This is a genomic window from Bradyrhizobium sp. F1.4.3, from assembly GCF_040548375.1.
GTDB lineage: Bacteria > Pseudomonadota > Alphaproteobacteria > Rhizobiales > Xanthobacteraceae > Bradyrhizobium.
The window spans coordinates 1-19,467 of record NZ_JBEPRN010000017.1 but is presented as its reverse complement, the minus strand read 5'-3'; the positions used below and the strand labels follow the sequence as shown (position 1 = coordinate 19,467).

Below are 19,467 nucleotides of genomic sequence, written 5' to 3'. Positions count from 1 at the left end.
TGTCCCTCCCCTTCATTCCTGACCTCTTGTGCGCCGGACCGAGTGCCCGGTCCTTGCCTCACTTTAGCTCACGCGCGAGCGATATCGCGCGCCACATGGCGTCTTTCGTGCCCTCCTTGTCAATCGGACGTTTGGCGACGATTCGGCGCAAGCCGAGCGTTCCTGTGGCCGACGTGGAGAGCGATGCCTCGGTTACGTCGGAGTAACCCGAGCACCGCGATCGCAACAACTTTTATTTGTACGATTGTACAAATAAAATGGACCTGTCAACGAAAAAGCCCCCTCGCCGACCAAGCCACTTTGTCGCGAGCCGACGGCCGCAGTCTCAAGACTACGCCCCGCCGGGTGGATGGAGGATTTCGTCTTTCATTTGCAGAATTTGAACATCGGCCAGCAAAGGCAGGCAACCGTCTTTGGTATCAATGTACCTACCTCGAATAAGCCAATTTTACCTTGTTGAAGGCTAGTGTTCCTCGCCGCTGGTGCTACCCGGCGTCCGACCATCCCGTTCCGATTCCGGCGCCCATCAGATGCCCATACGTTACCGTTCTCTCCTGCTCCTCCTCGCATTCGCCGCGGGACTATCCGGCTGCGGCACGGTCAACGAGAAGCTCTCGGCCGGCATGGGCGACTACGTCCCGCAATGGGCCGGCGGTCTGCCGGCGGACGCCCCGCCGCGGCCGGGCACGCCGCAATACGACGCCTATCTGAAGGAGCGTGAGCGCAAGCGGCTGTTGCCGGCGGCCGATCGCGAGAAGGAAGAGCAGGCGCAGAAGGGCACCACGGGCTCCACGTCAGGCGACGCGGTGCGCTGAAGAGGCGAATGGCGAATGGCGAATGGGGAGTAGCGAATAAGGGCCCCTTCTATTCGCCCCTCGCCATTGGCTAATCCATGAACACCACGGTCTTGCGGCCGTTGGGGATGACGCGGTCGTCGAGGTGGTAGCGGATCGCACGCGCCAGCACGCGACGCTCGATGTCGCGGCCCTTGCGGACGAGATCTTCCGGCGTATCGCGGTGGCTGATGCGCTCGACGTCCTGGTCGATGATCGGGCCCTCGTCGAGGTCGCGCGTGACGTAATGGGCGGTGGCGCCGATCAGCTTCACCCCGCGCTCATGGGCCTGGTGATAGGGCTTTGCGCCCTTGAAGCCCGGCAGGAACGAGTGGTGGATATTGATGCAGCGGCCGGAAAGCTTGGCCGACAGATCATCCGACAGGATTTGCATGTAGCGGGCGAGCACCACGAGGTCGGTCCCGGTCTTCGCAACGAGATCCAGGATCTGCGCCTCCTGCTCGCGCTTGGTCTCCCTGGTGACCGGCAGATAGTGGAACGGGATCCCGCCGAAATCGAGCCCGGCATAGACCTCGCGCGGATGGTTGGAGACGATCGCAGCCAAGGTCATCGGCAATTCACCTGTGCGCCAGCGATAGAGGATGTCGACCAGGCAGTGGTCCGACTTCGATACCAGCAGCATCACCTTGAGATGCGCGGCGCGGTCGCGCATCTGCCACTCCATGCCGAAGCGTTCCGCGATCGCGGCAAAGCCGGTCTGGAGCGCCGCCAGTTCCACCGCGAGGTCCGCCGCGGTGAACACCACTCGCATGAAGAACTTCTTGGTCTCGATGTCGTCGAACTGCTGGGCATCGAGAATGTTCTGTCCGTTGTGGGCCAGAAAGGTCGACACCGCCGAGACGATGCCGGGACGATCCGGACAGGACAGGGTCAGAACATATTGATGATCGGGCATTGGCTCTTGATGAAGGTTTGTGCAAGGGGTGCGGAACGACCCGCGATTTGCGCCCTGCTCTATCACCGACCCACCCTTGCGCCAATCCCGACCGCGGAGTCAGGATGAACGGACGATTGCCATCTCTGACCGGAGCACACCCATGGCCGACCGCTTGAACGGCTACCGCATCCTGATTCTGGAAACGCGCGAGGAGGCGCAATTTTCGAAGCTCTTGGCCGAACAGGGCGCCGAGGTCGTGCAATGTCCAATGTTCACCATCTGCGATGCGCCGGACTCGGCTCCGGTCGAAGCCTGGATTCGTCGCGCCATCGACAGGCCCTTTGACGATCTCGTGCTGATGACCGGCGAAGGCCTGCGGCGGATGATGAAGCTCGCGCGGGCACGCGGGCTCGACCAGGCTTTTGTCGCAGCCCTCGCCAAATCGCGAAAATTCACCCGCGGGCCGAAGCCGGGCAAGGCGCTGCGCGAGATTTCGCTTGAGGCACAGCAGACCACGGAGAAGCCGACCACCGAGGGTGTGATCGAGATGCTGGGCAAGCTCGACCTGAAGGGACATCGCCTCGGCCTTCAGCTTTATCCGGACAAGGACCACGGCGCGCTGATCGGCGCGCTCTCGGCGCAAGGCGCCGAGGCCGATACCGTGCTGCCCTACGCCTATGATTCAAAGGCGGCGGATGCCAACATCGTCGCCGCCATCGACGACATGGCGGAGGGACGGATCGATTCCATTGCGCTGACCAATCTCGGGCAAGTCCGCCGCCTGATCGAGGCGGCAAAGGCCCATGGCAGCGAGGCGAAGTTGCGTACAGGATTCGAGCGCACGCTGATCGCGTCAGTCGGGCCGGCGGTGTCGGGCGAACTCGCCGCGCACGGCTTGCGTACGGACATCTCGCCGGCCGACGAGGCCTATTTCATGCGGCCACTGATCTCGGCGATGGCGGCAGCGCTCGCGGAGAAGCTGCCCTCGCAAGAAACGTAAGCGTCCTACGCGCGCACAACACGATACACGCTGGCGTTTCCTTCAACGCCGCGCAGAGGAGCGTCAAACTCCGCGATTGTATGCCCGGAAAGGAGATCGCTCACTCCTGGCGTTGAATACAACGCTTCCGAGATACAGATCTCGCCCGCGTCCGCCAGCGACTGCACACGTGCGGCAACATTTACGGTCTGACCGAAATAATCCAGGTTGTCGTTCAGGGTTACGGCGATGGAAGGGCCGCAATGGGCTCCAATCTTCAGGATGATGCTCGGATCGCCATGCTCGGAATTGTAGCGTTCAATTTCCCCCAGTATGTGTAGCGCCGCCGAAACCGCGTCCGTTGGGCGGGAGAAGACAGCCATGACCGCGTCGCCAATCGTCTTAACGATGGCCCCGCAATGTTCCTGGACGGTTGCACCGAGCAAGGCAAAATGCTCGCGGACCAGCGCGTAGGCATTGAGATCACCGAGCCGTTCGTACATGGCGGTCGAACCTTTGAGATCCGTGAACAGCAAGGTCACCTGCCGGATACCGAGGCCCTCACTTTCGTCCACGCGTTCTGACCGGAACAGGCGGCGGAACGTCTGTCTCGCAAGCAAGGCTCCGCCAGACATGTAGGGCTCGAAATCAAGGGGCGGCTTGATCGCTTGAGCCAATACTTCAGGTGGCCAATTGATCAGGAGCAAGGAGCCTCGCACGGCTCCGGGGTTCTCCGCCTCGATAACGGCGGGGCCGGGCGGCACGGCGGCCAGCGAAGAAGAAAAGCGCTGCCCATCGTATCTAATTCGCAAGACCGTCGGGGTGGTTGTCGGCTCGCCGGCCACCGAAACGACGAACGCAGCCTGGGTTTGAATATTGACCCCCGCCAGGGCACCAGGACCGAGTTCGCAGCGAATGGTCGTGGCGGAGCCTGGCGGCAAGAACGAAAGGCCGCGAACGAACCCATGCAAATAGTCGAGAAATCGGATCCGTTGGCCTGGTATCCACGCGTCATTCAGAAATCGAAGCTTCCAATGGAAATCCTCGACCGAGAGGGAGCCAGGATCATGAAACGGAAGTCGCCGGAGTTGCGGCGATACCGTAAACGTGACCTCTATGAAGTCGTCGAGATTGGTTTCACCAGTGACGTCGCACAAACCGCAAACGTAGTGAGTTTTGAGCGTACGCAAGGCGCCGAAGCTATCGAGCACCATGCCGGATTGGGGACAAACAACGTCCCAGCTCATCTCGAATAGCCCGCTTCTCGTCGCATAGAGAAACAGGTCTATGCTTTCCGGCTCTGCTATGGCGCGGTCGCGCGCGAACGCCAGAGGATTGACGCGGTAGAGGGATAAATCGTCACCACTCCTGATCAGCGTTTCGAATTTTGAGATCACGCGCGGGCTCCAGGATCGGGCCTGCTCTATCTCGGTCATCTTGCTTTCGAGGAGCCTTTCCTGAATGTCGGTCATTGTGCACCCAGGTCATACGTTGGTCATATGCAGGCGTGATCGGGAAATGGCGGCAAAACTACAAGCGCACAGGCTCGTGCTTTCTGCAGCCAACGGCAGCACGCCAACCAAGCGACGATGCCTAACCTGCCACCTGCGAGGCAGCCGACATCAACTCCTGCGGGCTCGGCATCCCGAACATGCGCTGGCCGCCTTCGGGCACCTCGGTAAAGGTCCAGCGCACGATCCCTTCCCGATCGAGCAGGAACTGGCCGAACAGCTGGCCCTCTCCGGTTGCCGCCATGCGCTGATCGGCGTCCATCATCTCGTAGCCATCCTTCTTGTTGAGCTGCTCGGCAGCCGCCAATCGATTCATCGGCCCGGACAATTCTCCGGGAATGTCCACTTGCATGCTCATCACCACGTCCATACCCACCTTATGCGGCCACTCGGTCTCATTCTCCGTGAACTCGAGAGTGGGCAGGCCGAACGCGCGGTGCGAGATCCGCTCGGGATCGGACGCGGCGAGCAGGTTGGGCAACGGATGGTAACGGAAATAGAGTCGCGCACGCTCGATCGGCGTGTTGACTACCGTGAGACTTTCGACGCCTTTCTCGAGCAGGGCGGCGTCAAGTTGCGCCTGTGCCGCGATATGGCGGCGGCAGAACGGGCAATGCAGCCCCCGAAACAAGCCGATTAATATCGGGCTTTGTCCGCGAAAGTCTTCGAGCGCAACCTTTCCGTCGCGTGTGATCGCGTCCAGCACGATGTTCGGTGCACGATCACCCGGTTGAAGCGGTCCATCGACGTGACGTTCAGACATGATTGAACTCCTTCACATGACCTAGTCAAGAAACGGCAGTACGATCAGCCCTGCAGGATCAAGCCCGTGCCGCGTGCAGACGTCCTGTGCCAGCGCGAAATATCGCTCGGCCTCGGGCATATCGCCTCGATCAAGGTTCAGCGTCGCAAGACCATCATAGCACGGAAAGAGCTGCTGCGGCTCGCCGGTTTCGCTCGCCACCTCGATTGCCTCATTGTAGCAGCGAGCGGCCAGATCGGGCCTGAAATGGCATTGATGGATTTGCCCGAGCACAATCAAGGGCACGGAGAGATGCTCGCGCTGATCAAGCGCACGGTCGATTTCGATCGCCTTTTCGGCAGCCGGCACCCCCTCCTCGGTACATTTGTCCGTGAAGGTGCAACAGGCAACGGCAAAATTGGCAAGAAGGCGCGCCTGGAACCCGAGATCGCCGATTCGACGCGCGACATCGATTCCGCGCCGGCAAACCTCCACGGATTTCGCCGGGTCGACGATCGTGTAGAGCACACCGAGATTGGTGTAGCCGCGGCAGGCCACGTTGAGGAGACCGGCGGCCTCGGCTGCTGCGACACTTTGCTCCACCTCGCGCACCGCCTCCTGGTGTCGTCCAAGCCGTGCCAGTGCAACCCCCTTGGTGTTGAGCGCCTCCGCAATGGCGCGCGCCGCCTCGAGTCCGGCTTGCCTGTCGGCGTCCGCCGGCACGCTTCGGGCGTAGCCAAGCGCCTCGTCCGCCCATCTCGCGGCGGCCACGTGATCGCCCGTGCGAAACGCGAGACGGCCGCGCTCTTGCAGGAGGTGCGCCCACTCGATGGGCGCGTCGGTCCCTCCAAGCAGCTCGGCCGCCTCGGCGTAATGCGCCTCTGCCTTGATCCGCTTGCCGGCGTCCCACAACAATCGGCCAAGCTTGCGGAGAATTCGCGCTTCGCCGATGCGGTCCTCCGCACTGCGATGACCTTCCAGTGCACTCTGGTAGTGCTCCTCGGCCGTGACTCTCCGGCCGGCCGCGGCACACAGCTCCGCGATCCGCTCGTACAGGACCAGGCGCTCGGGCTCCCGTTCCCCGCCGGTCAACAACACGGCAAGCGCCTGCTGGTAGAAGCGGATGGCATCGTCATTGGCATAGGTCGCGCGGGCGCGATCGCCGGCTGCGCGCAGATAGCGCGCACCTTTCGGCTTGCTCGCGCTCAGACTGAAATGATGTCCGAGCAGTATGAGGTCTTCGAGCCGCTCGGGCTCGTTGCCATAGAGCTGCTCCAGCGCGGCGCCAATTTTTCCATGGAGCTCGATCCGGCGCTGCAAGAGCAGGTTCTGATAGATCACGTCCTGAAGCATGGTTTGCGTAAAGCGATAGGATCGCAGCGAGATCGAGTTCGGGCCCGCGACCTCCTCGACAATCTCGGCATCGCACAGCAGTTCGAGCCCCGCTTCCACCTTCGTCCGCTCAGGTGCCGTCGCACCGAGAAGAGCCGCATCGAAACACGGACCGATCACCGCGGCCCCCTGGGCTAAACGGCGCACCTCATGCGGCAGCCGGTCCAGGCGCGCCAGTAACAGGGCCTGAATGCTTGCCGGGATATCGGCAGCGACTTCATCTGACTTGATCCGCCACCGTGAGCCGTCACGCTCCAAGGCGCCAGCTTCGATGAGACCGCGGATGATTTCCTCAAAGAAGAGCGGATTGCCGCTCGCGCGCTCAAGGATTCGACTGAACAGATTTCCCGGCGGTTCACTCCAGCCGTGGCTGAAGTAGGCCGCGAGCAGCCTTTGTCCGTCAGCATCGCCAAGCGGAGGCAATCGAAGGGTTGTATGGCTGATCCGACCCGAACCGAACTGATCCAGTTCCAGCATGGGTCGATGCGTAAACAACAGCATCAGCCGCGTACGCTCCAGCCGGTCCATCAGGAACCGCAGCGCTTCAAGAGACACGGCATCGGCCCAGTGCAGATCCTCGACAATGATCAGAAGCGGCGACAGGACCAGGCGCCGTTCGAAGACGGTGCGAATCGCAAAGAAGATCTGCCGCCGAAGCTGCTCGGGCTCGACGTGCTGCAACGCGGCGCCCGGATCGCCGAGGCCGAAAACGTGGAAATAGAGGGGCATCAGGCGATCGGCCTCTTCGACCGCAAGGCCAAGCTCCAACAGTGCTGCAGCCAGCTTGGCCTGGGCCTCTGCGACGGTCGCCTTCTGCGCGATGCCGTAGGCGCTGCGCAGCACAGCGGCAAGGGTGCCGTAGGATTGTTCGCCCAGCGGCGAGCAGACAGCGCGCCGGATCGCCACGCCTGCGAAACGGTCTTCATCGCGGGCGCGGGCAACGAATTCGTTCACCAGACGCGTTTTGCCGATGCCGGCTTCACCGACCAGCCGCACCAGTTGGGCCGCACCGCCACACGCGAGATCAAGACTGTCGACCAGACGGGCAAGCTCGGCGTCGCGCCCAATCACCGGCGCACTCAGGCCCAGCGTATCGAGGCCGCGGGCCGCACGCGGTGTGTCGAGCGGTCCGTTCAGACGGTGGACCAGGACGCTGCCCATCTTGCCCTTGAGCGAGACCTCGCCAAGCGATTCATATGAGAATGCATGCCGCGTAAGACGGTAGGTCAGCGGCCCGACCAGCACCTCGCCCGGGGAAGCCATCGACTGCAATCGTTGAGCGGTATTCACCGTATCGCCCGTGACCGAATAGGATTTGGCAACTCCAACACCCAGTCCGCCCGCAACCACGTGCCCGGTGTTGATGCCGACATGGAGCAGGAGCGGTGAACCGGCATACGCCTTCGCACGTTCGCTGAGGTGCGCCGTTCGGCCGATCATGTCGAGCGCCGCGCGGACGGCCCGCTCAGGGTCGTCTTCGTGCGCGGCCGGCGCCCCGAACAGCGCAAGCAGCGCATCGCCGATAAATTTGTCCACGAAGCCGCCAAAGCTTTGCACCGCTGCCGTCAGTTCCTCGAACAATTCGTTCTGAAGCGTCTGCATGACTTCAGGATCGAGCCGCTCGCTCATCGTGGTGAAGCCGCTAAGGTCGGCAAACAGCACGGTGATGGTGCGGCGGTTTGCTTCGCTGTCGATCTTGTCCGGCTGCGATCGAAATGCTTGTTGCGCGTCGACCGTTGCGTTCGGCACCGGCTGTGGTGAGGAGGCCCTGATCGGGAAGGTCACCGGGCTCGTCCGCATCGTCGCCGGCCCGCCGGCTTTGGGGGCCTCACTGACGAGGGCGCCGCATTTCGGGCAGTATGCGAAATCCGGTGCGCACACATAGCCGCAGCTGGGGCACGCGTTCGGCTGCTTCGTGCCGCACTTCGGGCAGAAGGCAAAGCTGCTCTGAACCTCGGAACCGCAACAAGAGCAGTTCATGGGTCGAGACCCCGCGGGAGCCGCGATGGCGCGGTCTGCTGGACCCGGCTAGATGAGCCCAGGATCTCTGGCAAGGATGGGCTCGTCGCGCCGGAAGAGCAAGCGGTGGTTGGGCGCTCGCAGTTGCGGCCGCGAACGCGGCTTCACTCCTCCCCGTATCGCCTTAGCCGCTCGATATCCAAAATAGTGACGCCGCCATACTCGAGCCGCAGCAGTCCCTCCTTCTCCAGCCGGTTCAGCGCGCGATTGGCATTCTGCCGGGACATGCCGGAGAGCGCGCCGATTTCCTCCTGGGTGATCTCCAGATGCGCGGTCGATTCCGGGTAGAGGATCGGGTTGAACAGCGAGGCGATACCGCGCGCGAGGCGCGCGGTGGCGTCCAGCGTGCGGTTGACCTCGAGCATGCCGATGAACTGGCCGAGCCGCTCGTTGAGCTGGCGCACCAGGAAGCGGTTGAAGCCGACGCTGTTCTCGAACAGCCACATGAAGGCGGTCCGCTCCATCAGCGCGAGGCGACTGTCGCGCAGTGCGACGACATCGTAGCGCCGCGGCTCGTTCTTGAGCACGCTGCCCTCCCCGAACCAGGCGCCGGCCGTCAGCCCGGCAAGGCTCGTCTCCTTGCCGTCGCGCGAGACCCCGCCCATCCGGGCAAGGCCGCCCACCATGCCGGCCCAATAGTCGAACTTGTCGCCGCGCATGAACACGGTCTCGCCGGTGCCGTAAGACCGCTCGGTGATTCCGGCACGAGCGACCTCGATCTCCCGCTCGGTGAGCTCGCGCGACCAGGCGGCGACGCGCTTCAGTTGATCCTCTGAAATCATGATCCCGAAGCCAGCCGCACCGTTTCGTCACTCCATCCTTGTGCTGCACCGCAACATGACCAGTTCAGCCACCCTCCGACGAAAGATGAAGGCCGCTGCCGCCCGAAAAACTTTGTCGCAGAATTGTCAGGCGGGAGACATTTCAAAATAGCGCTTTCCCCTATTGAGGACCACCTCGGGCGATGCGGCTTTTGATCCCGATCGGGAATGAGAGCTGCGCGGCCCGGTCGAGACCATCTGCTGCATGGCCTCACCGGCGCGACCGTACTAGGATCGCCCGACAGGAACGGACGAAGAGCGCCAATCAAGCGCCATCACCGGGGAGGGATTTTGTTTGGTGGCCACCAGTCTTGAAGTGCGCGGCGTGTCGTTGCGGTTCGGCGGCGTCCGTGCGTTGACCGATGTCGGCTTCGCCATCAGGGACGGCGAGCTGTTCTCGATCATCGGCCCCAACGGCGCCGGCAAGACCTCGATCGTGAACTGTATTTCCGGCCGCTACAAGCCGACCGAAGGCCAGCTGTTCTACCAGGGCCGCGACATCACCGGATTGACGCCCAACGCCCGCGCCTCGCTCGGCATCGGCCGCACCTTCCAGAATCTGGCGCTGTTCCACCATATGAGCGTGCTCGACAACATCATGGTCGGCCGCCATCACCTCCTGAAGAACAATTTCCTCACGGGCTCGCTGTACTGGTTCACCGGCGCACGCAAGGAAGAGCTCGCGCATCGCCGCAAGGTCGAGGAGATCATTGACTTCCTTGACCTCCAGTCGGTGCGAAAGGCGCCAGCCGGCACCCTCTCCTACGGCCTGCGCAAGCGCGTGGAACTCGCGCGCGCCATGGCGCTGGAGCCGCGCCTCATCCTCCTCGACGAGCCGATGGCCGGCATGAATTTCGAGGAGAAGGAGGACATGGCCCGCTACATCGTCGATCTCAACGAGGAGTTCGGCATGACGGTGGTGATGATCGAGCACGACATGGGCGTGGTGATGGACATCTCCCATCGCGTCATGGTGCTGGATTTCGGCCGCAAGATCGCCGAAGGCGATCCGGCTGCGGTCCTTGCCGATCCCCACGTCAGGCGCGCCTATCTCGGCGAAGAAGACGAGGTGCTGGTCGATCCCGACGATGCTCCGCCGGCGCAGGAGAGCGCGGCATGATGGATTACGCAGGCCGCGTCGCCCGGGCCGATACCTATCCAAAGATGCTCCGGCTCAATGCCAAGGAGCACGGCAACGAAATCGCGCTGCGCGAGAAGGATCTCGGGCTGTGGCGCATCTTCACCTGGAACGACTATCAGACACGCGTGCGCGATTTTGCACTTGGCCTCATCGAATTGGGCCTGGGGCGCGAGGATGTCGTCGGCATCATCGGCGACAACCGGCCGGACTGGGTCGCGGCGGAAGTGGCCACCCATGCGATCGGCGGATTGAGCCTCGGGCTCTATCGCGATGTACTCGATGAAGAGGCCTCCTATCTCCTCAACTATGGCGAGGCGCAGCTCGTCTTTGCCGAGGACGAGGAGCAGGTCGACAAGCTGCTGGTGCTGGCCGAACGCGTGCCGCGGCTCAAGCACATCATCTATTCCGACCCGCGCGGGATGCGGAAATATGACGATCCACGGCTGATGTCGGCGGAAAAATTCGCCGAGCTTGGCCGCGCGCGGGCCGTGCGGGAGCCGAAGCTCTACGACAAGCTGGTAGACGCCACCAAAGGCGAGGATGTCGCGATCCTCTGCACCACGTCGGGCACCACCTCACATCCGAAACTTGCGATGCTCGCCGCCGGCCGTGTGCTTGGCCATTGCGCAACCTATCTCACGTTCGACCCCAAGGGGCCGGACGACGAATATGTCTCGGTGCTGCCGCTGCCGTGGATCATGGAACAGGTCTATGTCCTCGGCAAAGGCCTGCTCTGCCGGATGAAGATCAACTTCGTCGAAGAGCCGGACACGATGATGAACGATCTGCGCGAGATCGCGCCGACGTTCGTGCTGTTTGCGCCACGCGTGTGGGAATCGATCGCGGCCGACGTCCGCGCCAAAGTGATGGACGCAACGCCGTTCAAGCAGCGCCTGTTCGATGTCGGCATGAAGAGCGGGCTGGCCGCGCTCGAACAAGGCAAGCGTTCGGGCTTTGGCGATGCGATCCTGTTCCGCGCGCTACGCGACCGCCTCGGCTTCACCCGGCTGCGCTCGGCCGCAACCGGCGGCGCGGCGCTCGGTCCCGACACCTTCAAGTTCTTCCAGGCGATGGGCGTGCCGCTGCGTACGCTCTACGGCCAGACGGAATTGTTAGGTGCCTACACGCTGCATCCCGAAGGCAAGGTCGATCCTGACACCACCGGCGTGCCGATGGCCGAGAGCGTCGAGATCCGCATCGACAACGCCGACGTCCACGGCGTCGGCGAGATCGTGGTGCGGCATCCCAACATGTTCCTCGGCTACTACAAGAACCCGGAGGCGAGCGTTGCCGACATCAGGGATGGCTGGATGCTCTCGGGCGATGCCGGCTACTTCAACGACAACCAGCAGCTCGTCGTGATCGACCGCATCAAGGATCTCGCCGAGACCTCGCGCGGCGAGCGCTTCTCGCCGCAGTTCATCGAGAACAAGCTGAAATTCTCGCCCTATATCGCCGAGGCCGTGGTGCTCGGCTCGGGGCGCGACGCGCTCGCGGCGATGATCTGCATCCGCTACTCGATCATCTCGAAATGGGCCGAGAAGAACCGCCTCTCGTTCACGACCTACAGCGATCTCGCCTCGCGGCCGGAGGTCTATGCGGTGCTCCGGAAAGAGGTCGAGACCGTCAACGCCACACTGCCGCCGGCGCAGCGCATCTCGCGCTTCCTGCTGCTCTACAAGGAGCTCGATGCCGACGACGGCGAGCTCACCCGCACCCGCAAGGTCCGCCGCAGCGTTATCAACGAGAAATATGCCGGCATCATCGACGCGATCTACCGCGGCGACGCCGACATCCCCGTCGACACCATGATCCGCTTCCAGGACGGCACCACGCAGCGCGTGCGAACGACGCTGCGGGTGGTGGATCTGGGCGGGCACGGCCCCATGGCGGAGGCGGCGGAGTGATACACCTGATCGTCATGCGCGGGCTTGACCCGCGCATCCATCCTCTTCCGAACAAGCTTCCGTCCACATTGATGGATTGCCGGGTCAAGCCCGGCAATGACGAGCTGGGTCAGCCGACATGAACACCGCCTTCCTCATCCAGCTCCTGGTCAACGGCCTCGTGGTCGGCACGCTCTATGGCGTGGTCGCGATGTCGTTCGTGCTGATCTACAAGGCGACGCAGGTCGTTAATTTCGCGCAAGGCGAGTTGTTGCTGGTCGGCGCCTGGGTGTGCTGGACGCTGCTTGCAAAATACCAGGTGCCGTTCTGGATCGGCATGCCGATGACGCTGGTGTTCATGTTCGTGTTCGGCATCGCGATCCAGGTCTTGATCCTGCGACCGATGATCGGCGAGCCCATCATCTCGGTGATCATGGTGACGATCGGCCTCTCGACCGTGCTCCAGGCGACGCTGAAATGGATGTTCGGCGTCAATCCGCAGCCGTTCCCGCGCGTGTTCGAGAGCCAGTCGGTGAGCCTGTTCGGGCTCCAGATCCAGACCGTCTACGTCATGAGCCTCGTGGTGTCGGTCGCGATGATGATCGGCATGGCCTGGTTCTTCCGCGCGTCAAAATACGGCCTTGCGATGCGCGCCACCGCGTTCAACCAGCAGGTGGCGCAGTCGCTCGGCATTTCCGTCAAAAGCGTGTTCGCTATGGCCTGGGCGATCTCGGCGACCGTGTCGGCGGTCGCGGGCGTCGTTGTCGCGGTGGTGAACGGCGTGTCCTCGGGGCTCGCGGCCTACGGCATCAAGGTGTTTCCGGCGGCGATCCTCGGCGGGCTCGATTCTGTCGGCGGCGCCGTGCTCGGCGGCATCATCATCGGCTTGCTCGAAAACATCGCGCAATATGTCGACAGCGAGTATCTGCACTGGGGCAATCTCTACGAGATCGCGCCGTTCTACGTCCTCATCATCGTGCTGATGATCAAGCCCTACGGCCTGTTCGGCACCCACGACATCGAGCGGATCTGACCCATGGCCGGCCCTGCCCTTATCCCTGCTGGTGATTTCCGCACGACGTACGCCGCGGACACCACCATCTTCCCGACCACGACCAGCCGCAACTTTGCGATCGCCGGGATGCTGCTGCTTTGCCTCGTTCCGCAATTCCTTGGCGGATACTGGCTCAGCATCCTGATCCAGATCGGCATCTTCTCGATCGCGGCGTTGGGGCTGAACATTCTGGTCGGCTTCACCGGCCAGATCTCGATCGGCCACGCCGCCTTCTTCCTGTTCGGCGCCTTCACCTCGGCCTACATCTCCAACAATGCACCGATCCCGGTGTTCTTCGCGATCCCGCTCGCGGGTGTCGTCACTGCACTGGTCGGGCTGGTCTTCGGCATTCCCGCGGCGCGGCTGAAGGGGCTCTACCTCGTCATCGCGACGCTCGCCGCGCAATACATCCTGCTCGACTTCTTCTCCCGCGCTGAATGGTTTTCAGGTGGCTCGGTGCCGGCCAGCGCCGCGCCCTTCTCGATCTTCGGCTACGCGCTGCGCGGCGACCGGCAATATTTCTACGTCGTGCTGGCCTATGTGCTCGCAAGCTACATCCTTGTCACCAATCTGATGCGCACGCGAGACGGCCGCGCGCTGGTGGCGATCCGCGACCATTATCTCTCCGCCGAGATCATGGGCATCAACCTCACGAAATACCGCACGCTGTCGTTCGGCCTCGCCGCCTTCTTCGCCGGCATTGCCGGCGCGCTCTATGCGCACTACCAGCTCGTGGTCTCCCAGGAAGGCTTTGGCATCGAGCGCTCGATCCTGTTCCTGGCCATGATCATCATCGGCGGCACCGGCTCGATCATGGGCACGCTGATGGGCACCGCCTTCGTGGTACTGCTGCCGGAATCGATGGAATTCCTCAGCGTGACCCTGAAGGGCGGCGCGATCGACAAGGCGCTCTCGCTCAACAACAACATCACCTTCCTGCGCGAGATCGCGATCGGGGTGATCATCATCGCGTTTTTGATGTTCGAGCCGGACGGGCTCGCGCATCGCTGGCGGCAGATCAAGGCCTACTGGAAACTCTACCCGTTCTCGCATTGAGCGCGGCAACGTCACTTAAACAATAAACAGGAGGATGCAACCAATGAAGACAAAGTCCCTTTTGAGCACCGCATCGCTTGCGCTGGCAATCGCCGCATTCTCGGCGAGCGCGCAGGCACAGATCGCGATCGGGCATCTCGCCGATTATTCCGGCGGCACCTCCGACGTCGGCACGCCCTACGGCCAGGCTGTCGCCGATACCTTCGCCTGGGTCAACAAGAATGGCGGCGTTGGCGGCAAGCAGCTTAGCGTCGACACCAACGATTACGGCTACCAGGTGCCGCGCGCGATCGCGCTCTACAAGAAGTGGTCGGCGCCGGACTCCAAGGTCGCCGCGATCATGGGCTGGGGCACCGCGGACACCGAGGCGCTGACCGGCTTCCTCGCCCAGGACAAGATCCCCGACATGTCCGGCTCCTACGCCGCCGCGCTGACCGATCCCGAAGGCACCAGCGGCAAGGCCAAGCCCGCGCCCTACAATTTCTTCTACGGCCCGAGCTATTCGGACTCGCTCCGCGCGATGCTGATGTGGGCGGCCGAGGACTGGAAGGCCAAGGGCAAGCCGGGCAAGCCGAAATTCGTGCATATGGGCGCCAACCACCCCTATCCGAACGCACCGAAGGCCGCCGGCGAAGCCATGGCGCAGGAGCTCGGTTTCGAGGTGCTGCCGCCGCTGGTGTTCGCGCTGGCGCCGGGTGACTACAGCGCACAGTGCCTGAGCCTGAAGTCATCAGGCGCCAACTACGCCTATCTCGGCAACACCGCGGCCTCCAACATCTCGGTGATGAAGGCCTGCAAAACCGCCGGCGCCGAGGCGCAGTTCCTCGGCAATGTCTGGGGCATGGACGAGAACGCCGCCAAGACCGCAGGTGATGCCGCCAACGGCGTGATCTTCCCGCTGCGTACCGCGGTGAGCTGGGGCGGCGATGCGCCCGGCATGAAGACGGTGATGGAGATCTCGAAGATGTCCGATCCCACCGGCAAGGTCTATCGCCCCGTGCACTACATCGCGGCCGTCTGCTCGGCGCTCTACATGAAGGAAGCGATCGACTGGGCTGCCAAGAACGGTGGCGCCACCGGCGACAACGTCGCCAAGGGCTTCTACCAGAAGAAGGACTGGGTGCCGGCCGGCATGGAAGGCGTCTGCAATCCCTCGACCTGGACCGACAAGGACCATCGCGGCACGCTGAAGGTCGACCTCTATCGCACCAAGATCACAGGGGCGACCGACGGCGACCTCAACGACCTCATGGCCAAGGGCGTGATCAAGCTCGAGAAGGTCAAGACCGTCGAGCTGCCGCGCAAGCCGGAATTGCTGGGGTGGTGATGGCAATCTCTGACGTCATGGCCGGGCAAAAGCGCGAAGCGCGTCTTCGCGCAGATGTCCCGGCCATCCACGTCTGACCACTTGGCACGAAGAACGTGGATGCCCGGGACAAGCCCGGGCATGACGGGAGTACCAAAATTGACGGCACACCCAATGACCGAAATTCACGAAGCAGCTCGCCCCTCGCCCAGCATCGTGCCCGCGCCGCCGCTCCTCGGCGTGCGCAACATCGAGGTTGTCTATGACGACGTCATCCTGGTGCTGCGCGGCCTCAGCCTCGACGTGCCCAAGGGCGCGATCGTGGCGTTGTTAGGGGCCAACGGCGCCGGCAAGTCGACGACGCTGAAGGCGATCTCCGGGCTGCTCAAGACCGAGGACGGCGAGGTCACGCGCGGCGAGATCCTGTTCGAGGGCGAGCGTATCAATGGCATCGATCCCGACAAGATCGTCCGCCGCGGCATCTTCCAGGTGATGGAGGGCCGGCGCATCGTCGCCGACATGACCTCGCTGGAAAACCTCAAGCTCGGCGCCTTCACCCGCAGGGACCGCGAGGTCGGCGCCGATCTCGACATGGTCTTCAACTATTTCCCGCGCCTGAAGGAGCGCACGGGTCTGGCCGGCTATCTCTCCGGCGGCGAGCAGCAGATGCTCGCGATCGGCCGCGCGCTGATGGCGCGCCCGAAGATGATCCTGATGGACGAACCGTCGATGGGGCTGTCGCCGCTGCTGGTGAAGGAGGTGTTCGCTATCATCCAGAAGATCAACCGCGATCTCGGCGTCACCATCCTGCTGGTCGAGCAGAACGCGCGCGCCGCACTGTCGGTGGCGAGCCACGGCTACATCATGGAGCAGGGCAAGGTCGTGCTCGACGGCACCGCGGACGAATTGCGCAACAACGAGGACGTCAAGGAATTCTACCTCGGCGGCGCCGGCGACCAGCGCAAGAGCTTCAAGAACCTCAAGAGCTTCAAGCGGCGCAAGCGCTGGCTCTAATTCTCATAGCACCTGCTCCGCTTCCGTGACTGCGCAGAGAACATGATAGAACGACGACGCAGGAATGGTGTCGACCAGCGATTTGCCGTTGCGATCGAACTGATCGTACCAGCCGCCCCGCACTGGATGGCTGAGATAATGCCGTTCGAGCCGCACCAACGCCGCAAGCGCTTCGTCTGCCGCGCCCGCTTCGCCGGACTCGGCCTGCGCAATCCACGCCTTCGCCATCTCGGTCTGCGGCCACAGCCGTCGCGTGCCGCGGCGGATGTTGCCGGTGTCGTCGCCCTCGTCGATGAGGCAGCCCGTCGCCTCGTCGCGATAGCGCAGCGCGGTCGCCAGCAGTTCGGTGCGCCGCTGTCCGGTCGGGCAGCCCGTGATGCGCTCGAACCCCTTCAGCAGCCAGACCCATTCCGCCTGATGGCCCGGCTCGACGCTGACTGGCGCGATCTTCGACCAATCCTCCTCGAAATATTCGCCGAGCGCGCGCTTCTGCTTGTCGTAGAGATGGGCGAGGAAAAGCGCGAAGAACTCGCCGGCGCGGTTCTGGAAGGACAAATCGTGGGTCGCGTCGAAGCAGGCGATCATCGCCTCGAACAGATGCATGTGCGGGTTCTGCCGGCGCGGCAGCGAGATCGGCAGGCCTTCGTGGACGCCGCCATGCGGCGAGCGCAGATGGCCATCGAGGAAAGCGAGCAGCGCGTCGATCTCGGAGCGAATCTGCGCGTCCTTGTCGAGCGCGTAGACGGTCGCAAGTGCAAACAGGATGAAGGCGTGGTCGTAGGCGTCGCGCCGCGCGTCGAGGACCGCGCCGTCCGGCATCAGCCGGTGCACGTAGCCAGGCCGCCCGTCGGGCGCCTTCGCTTTGGCCAGGAGGTGCTCCAACCCCTTCAGCGCCACGGCGCGGCCGTCCGGATACCAGCCCATCTGCGCCGCCTTGGCGTAGCACCAGATCTGGCGGGCCTGCACGAACACGCGCCGCGGCGCGGCCGCATCCGGCGTGCCGTCGCGATGCAGCCGGTCGATGAAGCCGCCCGCGGCGTGGTCCCAGCCGACCGTCGACCACAGCGGCAGCGCCTCGTCGATCATGCGGCGCTTCAGGCGCGCGACGACATCAACCGTCTCGTCCGCCGCAATGTTGCCTTCGTCCGCCATCGCGTTCTCTCCGCGCCCCGACAATGGCCGTCTGATACCCATGCCAGCGGCGGCGCGCAACGGATGCCAACCCGGAAAGACCAGCCATGACCGCCCATTACGACGCCCTCGAGACGCGCGAGCAAGCCGCGCGCGAGGCCGAACTGTTTTCCCGCCTGCCGGGCGTGCTGCGCAGCGCGATGGCCGCGCCCGCCTATGCTGCGCGGCTCAAGGGCGTCGATCCGGCCGCCGTGACCTCGAGAACGGCCCTGGCAGGCCTGCCGGTGCTGCGCAAATCGGAACTGCCGGCCCTGCACAAGGCCTCCACGCCCTTCGGCGGCTTCGTGGCGGCGGCCCCGGGGTCGTTCGCCCGTCTCTTCACCTCCCCGGGTCCGATCTTCGAGCCAGAGGGGCGGCAGGCCGATCCCTGGCGAGGGGCGCGGGCGCTGTTCGCGGCCGGGTTCCGTGAAGGCGACGTCTTGCTCAACACTTTCAGCTACCATCTCACCCCCGGGGGCTTCATCTTTGATTCCTCGGCGCGCGCGCTCGGCTGCGCGGTGATCCCGGCCGGCCCCGGCAATACCGAGCAGCAGTTCGAGCTGATCGAGGCCTACCGGCCGGTCGGCTACAGCGGTACGCCGGACTTTTTGAAGATATTGCTCGATGCCGCCGCAAGCGCGGGCCGCGACGTCTCCTCGATCAAGCGCGCGCTGGTCTCGGGCGCCGCCTTCCCGCCCTCGCTCCAGGCCGAGATCAAGGCCCGCGGCATCGACGCCTACCAGGCCTTCGGCACCGCCGATCTCGGCCTGATCGCCTTCGAGACCCCAGCACGCGACGGCATGGTCGTGAACGAGGATCTGATCATGGAGATCGTCAAGCCCGGCACCGGCGATCCCGTCGCACCCGGCGACGTCGGCGAGATCGTGGTGACCTCGCTCGATCCGCATCATCCCTGGATCCGGCTCGCGCTCGGCGACCTTACCGCGGCGCTACCGAACAGGAGTCCCTGCGGGCGCACCAACATGCGCATCAAGGGCTGGATGGGCCGCGCCGACCAGACCACCAAGGTCAAAGGCATGTTCGTCCGCCCCGAGCAGGTTGCCGAGATCGGCAATCGCCATCCCACGCTCGGGAGACTGCGCCTCGTCGTCACACGCCAGGGCGAGACCGACGCGATGACGCTGAAGGTGGAAACCGAGGCGGCGAGCGATGCACTGCGCGAGGAGATCGCGGCCAGCCTGCGCACGGTGACAAAACTCGGCGGCGCAGTCGAGCTGGTCAGCCCCGGCACGCTGCCGAACGACGGCAAGGTGATCGCGGACGAGCGGTAGGATTCCGCCGCTCAGGACTGTTCGGCCGAGCGGCGATACGCCTCATAAGCGCGTCGCAAACCATCCTCGAGCGAGGTCGTGGCGCGCCAGCCAAGTTTTGCCAGGCGGCCGACGTCGAGCAGCTTGCGCGGCGTCCCATCAGGCCGCGAAGTGTCGAACGATATCTCGCCGCGGTAGCCGACGATTTCGGCGACGAGCCGGGCGAATTCGGCGATGGTGATGTCCTCGCCGGTGCCGATGTTGATCAGCTCCGCTTGTGAATAGGTCTTCATCAGGTGCACGCAGGCGTCCGCCATGTCGTCGACATAGAGGAACTCGCGCCGCGGCGTGCCGGTGCCCCAGACCACGACGCT

At 63.8% G+C, this 19,467-nt stretch carries 16 protein-coding genes; 9 read left to right on the top strand and 7 right to left on the bottom strand.

Annotated elements, in window-relative coordinates; genetic code table 11:
• Positions 1-530 precede the first annotated feature (530 nt).
• Positions 531-815 (top strand): hypothetical protein, encoded by a 285-nt coding sequence (locus ABIB73_RS30525; protein ID WP_354230142.1) that lies wholly within the window; start codon positions 531-533, stop codon positions 813-815.
• A gap of 70 nt (positions 816-885) precedes the next feature.
• On the opposite strand, the gene purU is transcribed toward ABIB73_RS30525, so the two are convergent.
• Positions 886-1,749: a formyltetrahydrofolate deformylase gene (purU, locus tag ABIB73_RS30520; protein WP_354230140.1), complete on the bottom strand. Its 864-nt coding sequence runs from the start codon at positions 1,747-1,749 to the stop codon at positions 886-888.
• Between the two features lie 142 nt (positions 1,750-1,891).
• Between purU and ABIB73_RS30515 the strand changes: the two genes are divergently transcribed.
• Positions 1,892-2,731 carry a uroporphyrinogen-III synthase gene (locus tag ABIB73_RS30515; protein ID WP_354230139.1) on the top strand — a complete coding sequence of 280 codons (840 nt, stop codon included), beginning with the start codon at positions 1,892-1,894 and terminating at the stop codon, positions 2,729-2,731.
• 5 nt (positions 2,732-2,736) lie between these two features.
• Here the strand turns inward: ABIB73_RS30515 and ABIB73_RS30510 are convergent, their stop codons facing one another.
• The 4 genes from ABIB73_RS30510 to ABIB73_RS30495 form a co-directional block, all read right to left on the bottom strand.
• Positions 2,737-4,182, bottom strand: a complete 1,446-nt coding sequence (locus tag ABIB73_RS30510) for an adenylate/guanylate cyclase domain-containing protein (protein ID WP_354230137.1) — start codon at positions 4,180-4,182, stop codon at positions 2,737-2,739.
• A 121-nt stretch (positions 4,183-4,303) separates the two neighbouring features.
• Positions 4,304-4,984 carry a redoxin family protein gene (locus ABIB73_RS30505; RefSeq protein ID WP_354230135.1) on the bottom strand — a complete coding sequence of 227 codons (681 nt, stop codon included), beginning with the start codon at positions 4,982-4,984 and terminating at the stop codon, positions 4,304-4,306.
• A gap of 21 nt (positions 4,985-5,005) precedes the next feature.
• Positions 5,006-8,335: an adenylate/guanylate cyclase domain-containing protein gene (locus tag ABIB73_RS30500; protein ID WP_354230133.1), complete on the bottom strand. Its 3,330-nt coding sequence runs from the start codon at positions 8,333-8,335 to the stop codon at positions 5,006-5,008.
• A 143-nt stretch (positions 8,336-8,478) separates the two neighbouring features.
• Positions 8,479-9,156 carry a Crp/Fnr family transcriptional regulator gene (locus ABIB73_RS30495; protein ID WP_354230131.1) on the bottom strand — a complete coding sequence of 226 codons (678 nt, stop codon included), beginning with the start codon at positions 9,154-9,156 and terminating at the stop codon, positions 8,479-8,481.
• Positions 9,157-9,493: 337 nt separating this feature from the next.
• Here ABIB73_RS30495 and ABIB73_RS30490 point away from each other — a divergent pair, with 337 nt between their 5' ends.
• From ABIB73_RS30490 to ABIB73_RS30465, 6 genes are all read left to right on the top strand, one after another.
• Complete coding sequence (locus tag ABIB73_RS30490) at positions 9,494-10,315, top strand: ABC transporter ATP-binding protein (protein WP_354230129.1); 822 nt, start codon at positions 9,494-9,496, stop codon at positions 10,313-10,315.
• Entirely contained in the window at positions 10,312-12,243 is a 1,932-nt protein-coding gene (locus ABIB73_RS30485; RefSeq protein ID WP_354230127.1) for a long-chain fatty acid--CoA ligase, read from the top strand. The genes ABIB73_RS30490 and ABIB73_RS30485 overlap by 4 nt, the downstream gene beginning before the upstream one ends.
• Before the next feature lie 118 nt (positions 12,244-12,361).
• The gene (locus ABIB73_RS30480; RefSeq protein ID WP_211398398.1) at positions 12,362-13,255 is read left to right on the top strand and encodes a branched-chain amino acid ABC transporter permease; all 894 of its coding nucleotides are present in this window, start codon (positions 12,362-12,364) and stop codon (positions 13,253-13,255) included.
• Positions 13,256-13,258: 3 nt separating this feature from the next.
• On the top strand, positions 13,259-14,332 hold the full coding sequence (locus tag ABIB73_RS30475) for a branched-chain amino acid ABC transporter permease (RefSeq protein WP_354230125.1): 1,074 nt from the start codon (positions 13,259-13,261) through the stop codon (positions 14,330-14,332).
• A 43-nt stretch (positions 14,333-14,375) separates the two neighbouring features.
• The gene (locus ABIB73_RS30470; RefSeq protein WP_354230123.1) at positions 14,376-15,659 is read left to right on the top strand and encodes an ABC transporter substrate-binding protein; all 1,284 of its coding nucleotides are present in this window, start codon (positions 14,376-14,378) and stop codon (positions 15,657-15,659) included.
• A 153-nt stretch (positions 15,660-15,812) separates the two neighbouring features.
• Positions 15,813-16,652: an ABC transporter ATP-binding protein gene (locus tag ABIB73_RS30465; RefSeq protein ID WP_354230121.1), complete on the top strand. Its 840-nt coding sequence runs from the start codon at positions 15,813-15,815 to the stop codon at positions 16,650-16,652.
• 3 nt (positions 16,653-16,655) lie between these two features.
• Here the strand turns inward: ABIB73_RS30465 and ABIB73_RS30460 are convergent, their stop codons facing one another.
• Positions 16,656-17,804 (bottom strand): AGE family epimerase/isomerase, encoded by a 1,149-nt coding sequence (locus ABIB73_RS30460; RefSeq protein WP_354230119.1) that lies wholly within the window; start codon positions 17,802-17,804, stop codon positions 16,656-16,658.
• A gap of 86 nt (positions 17,805-17,890) precedes the next feature.
• Here ABIB73_RS30460 and ABIB73_RS30455 point away from each other — a divergent pair, with 86 nt between their 5' ends.
• Positions 17,891-19,114, top strand: a complete 1,224-nt coding sequence (locus ABIB73_RS30455) for a phenylacetate--CoA ligase family protein (RefSeq protein ID WP_354230117.1) — start codon at positions 17,891-17,893, stop codon at positions 19,112-19,114.
• 11 nt (positions 19,115-19,125) lie between these two features.
• Here ABIB73_RS30455 and ABIB73_RS30450 read toward each other — a convergent pair.
• Positions 19,126-19,467 (bottom strand): NAD-dependent epimerase/dehydratase family protein (locus ABIB73_RS30450; RefSeq protein ID WP_354230115.1); only part of this gene is annotated, 342 nt, incomplete at its 5' end.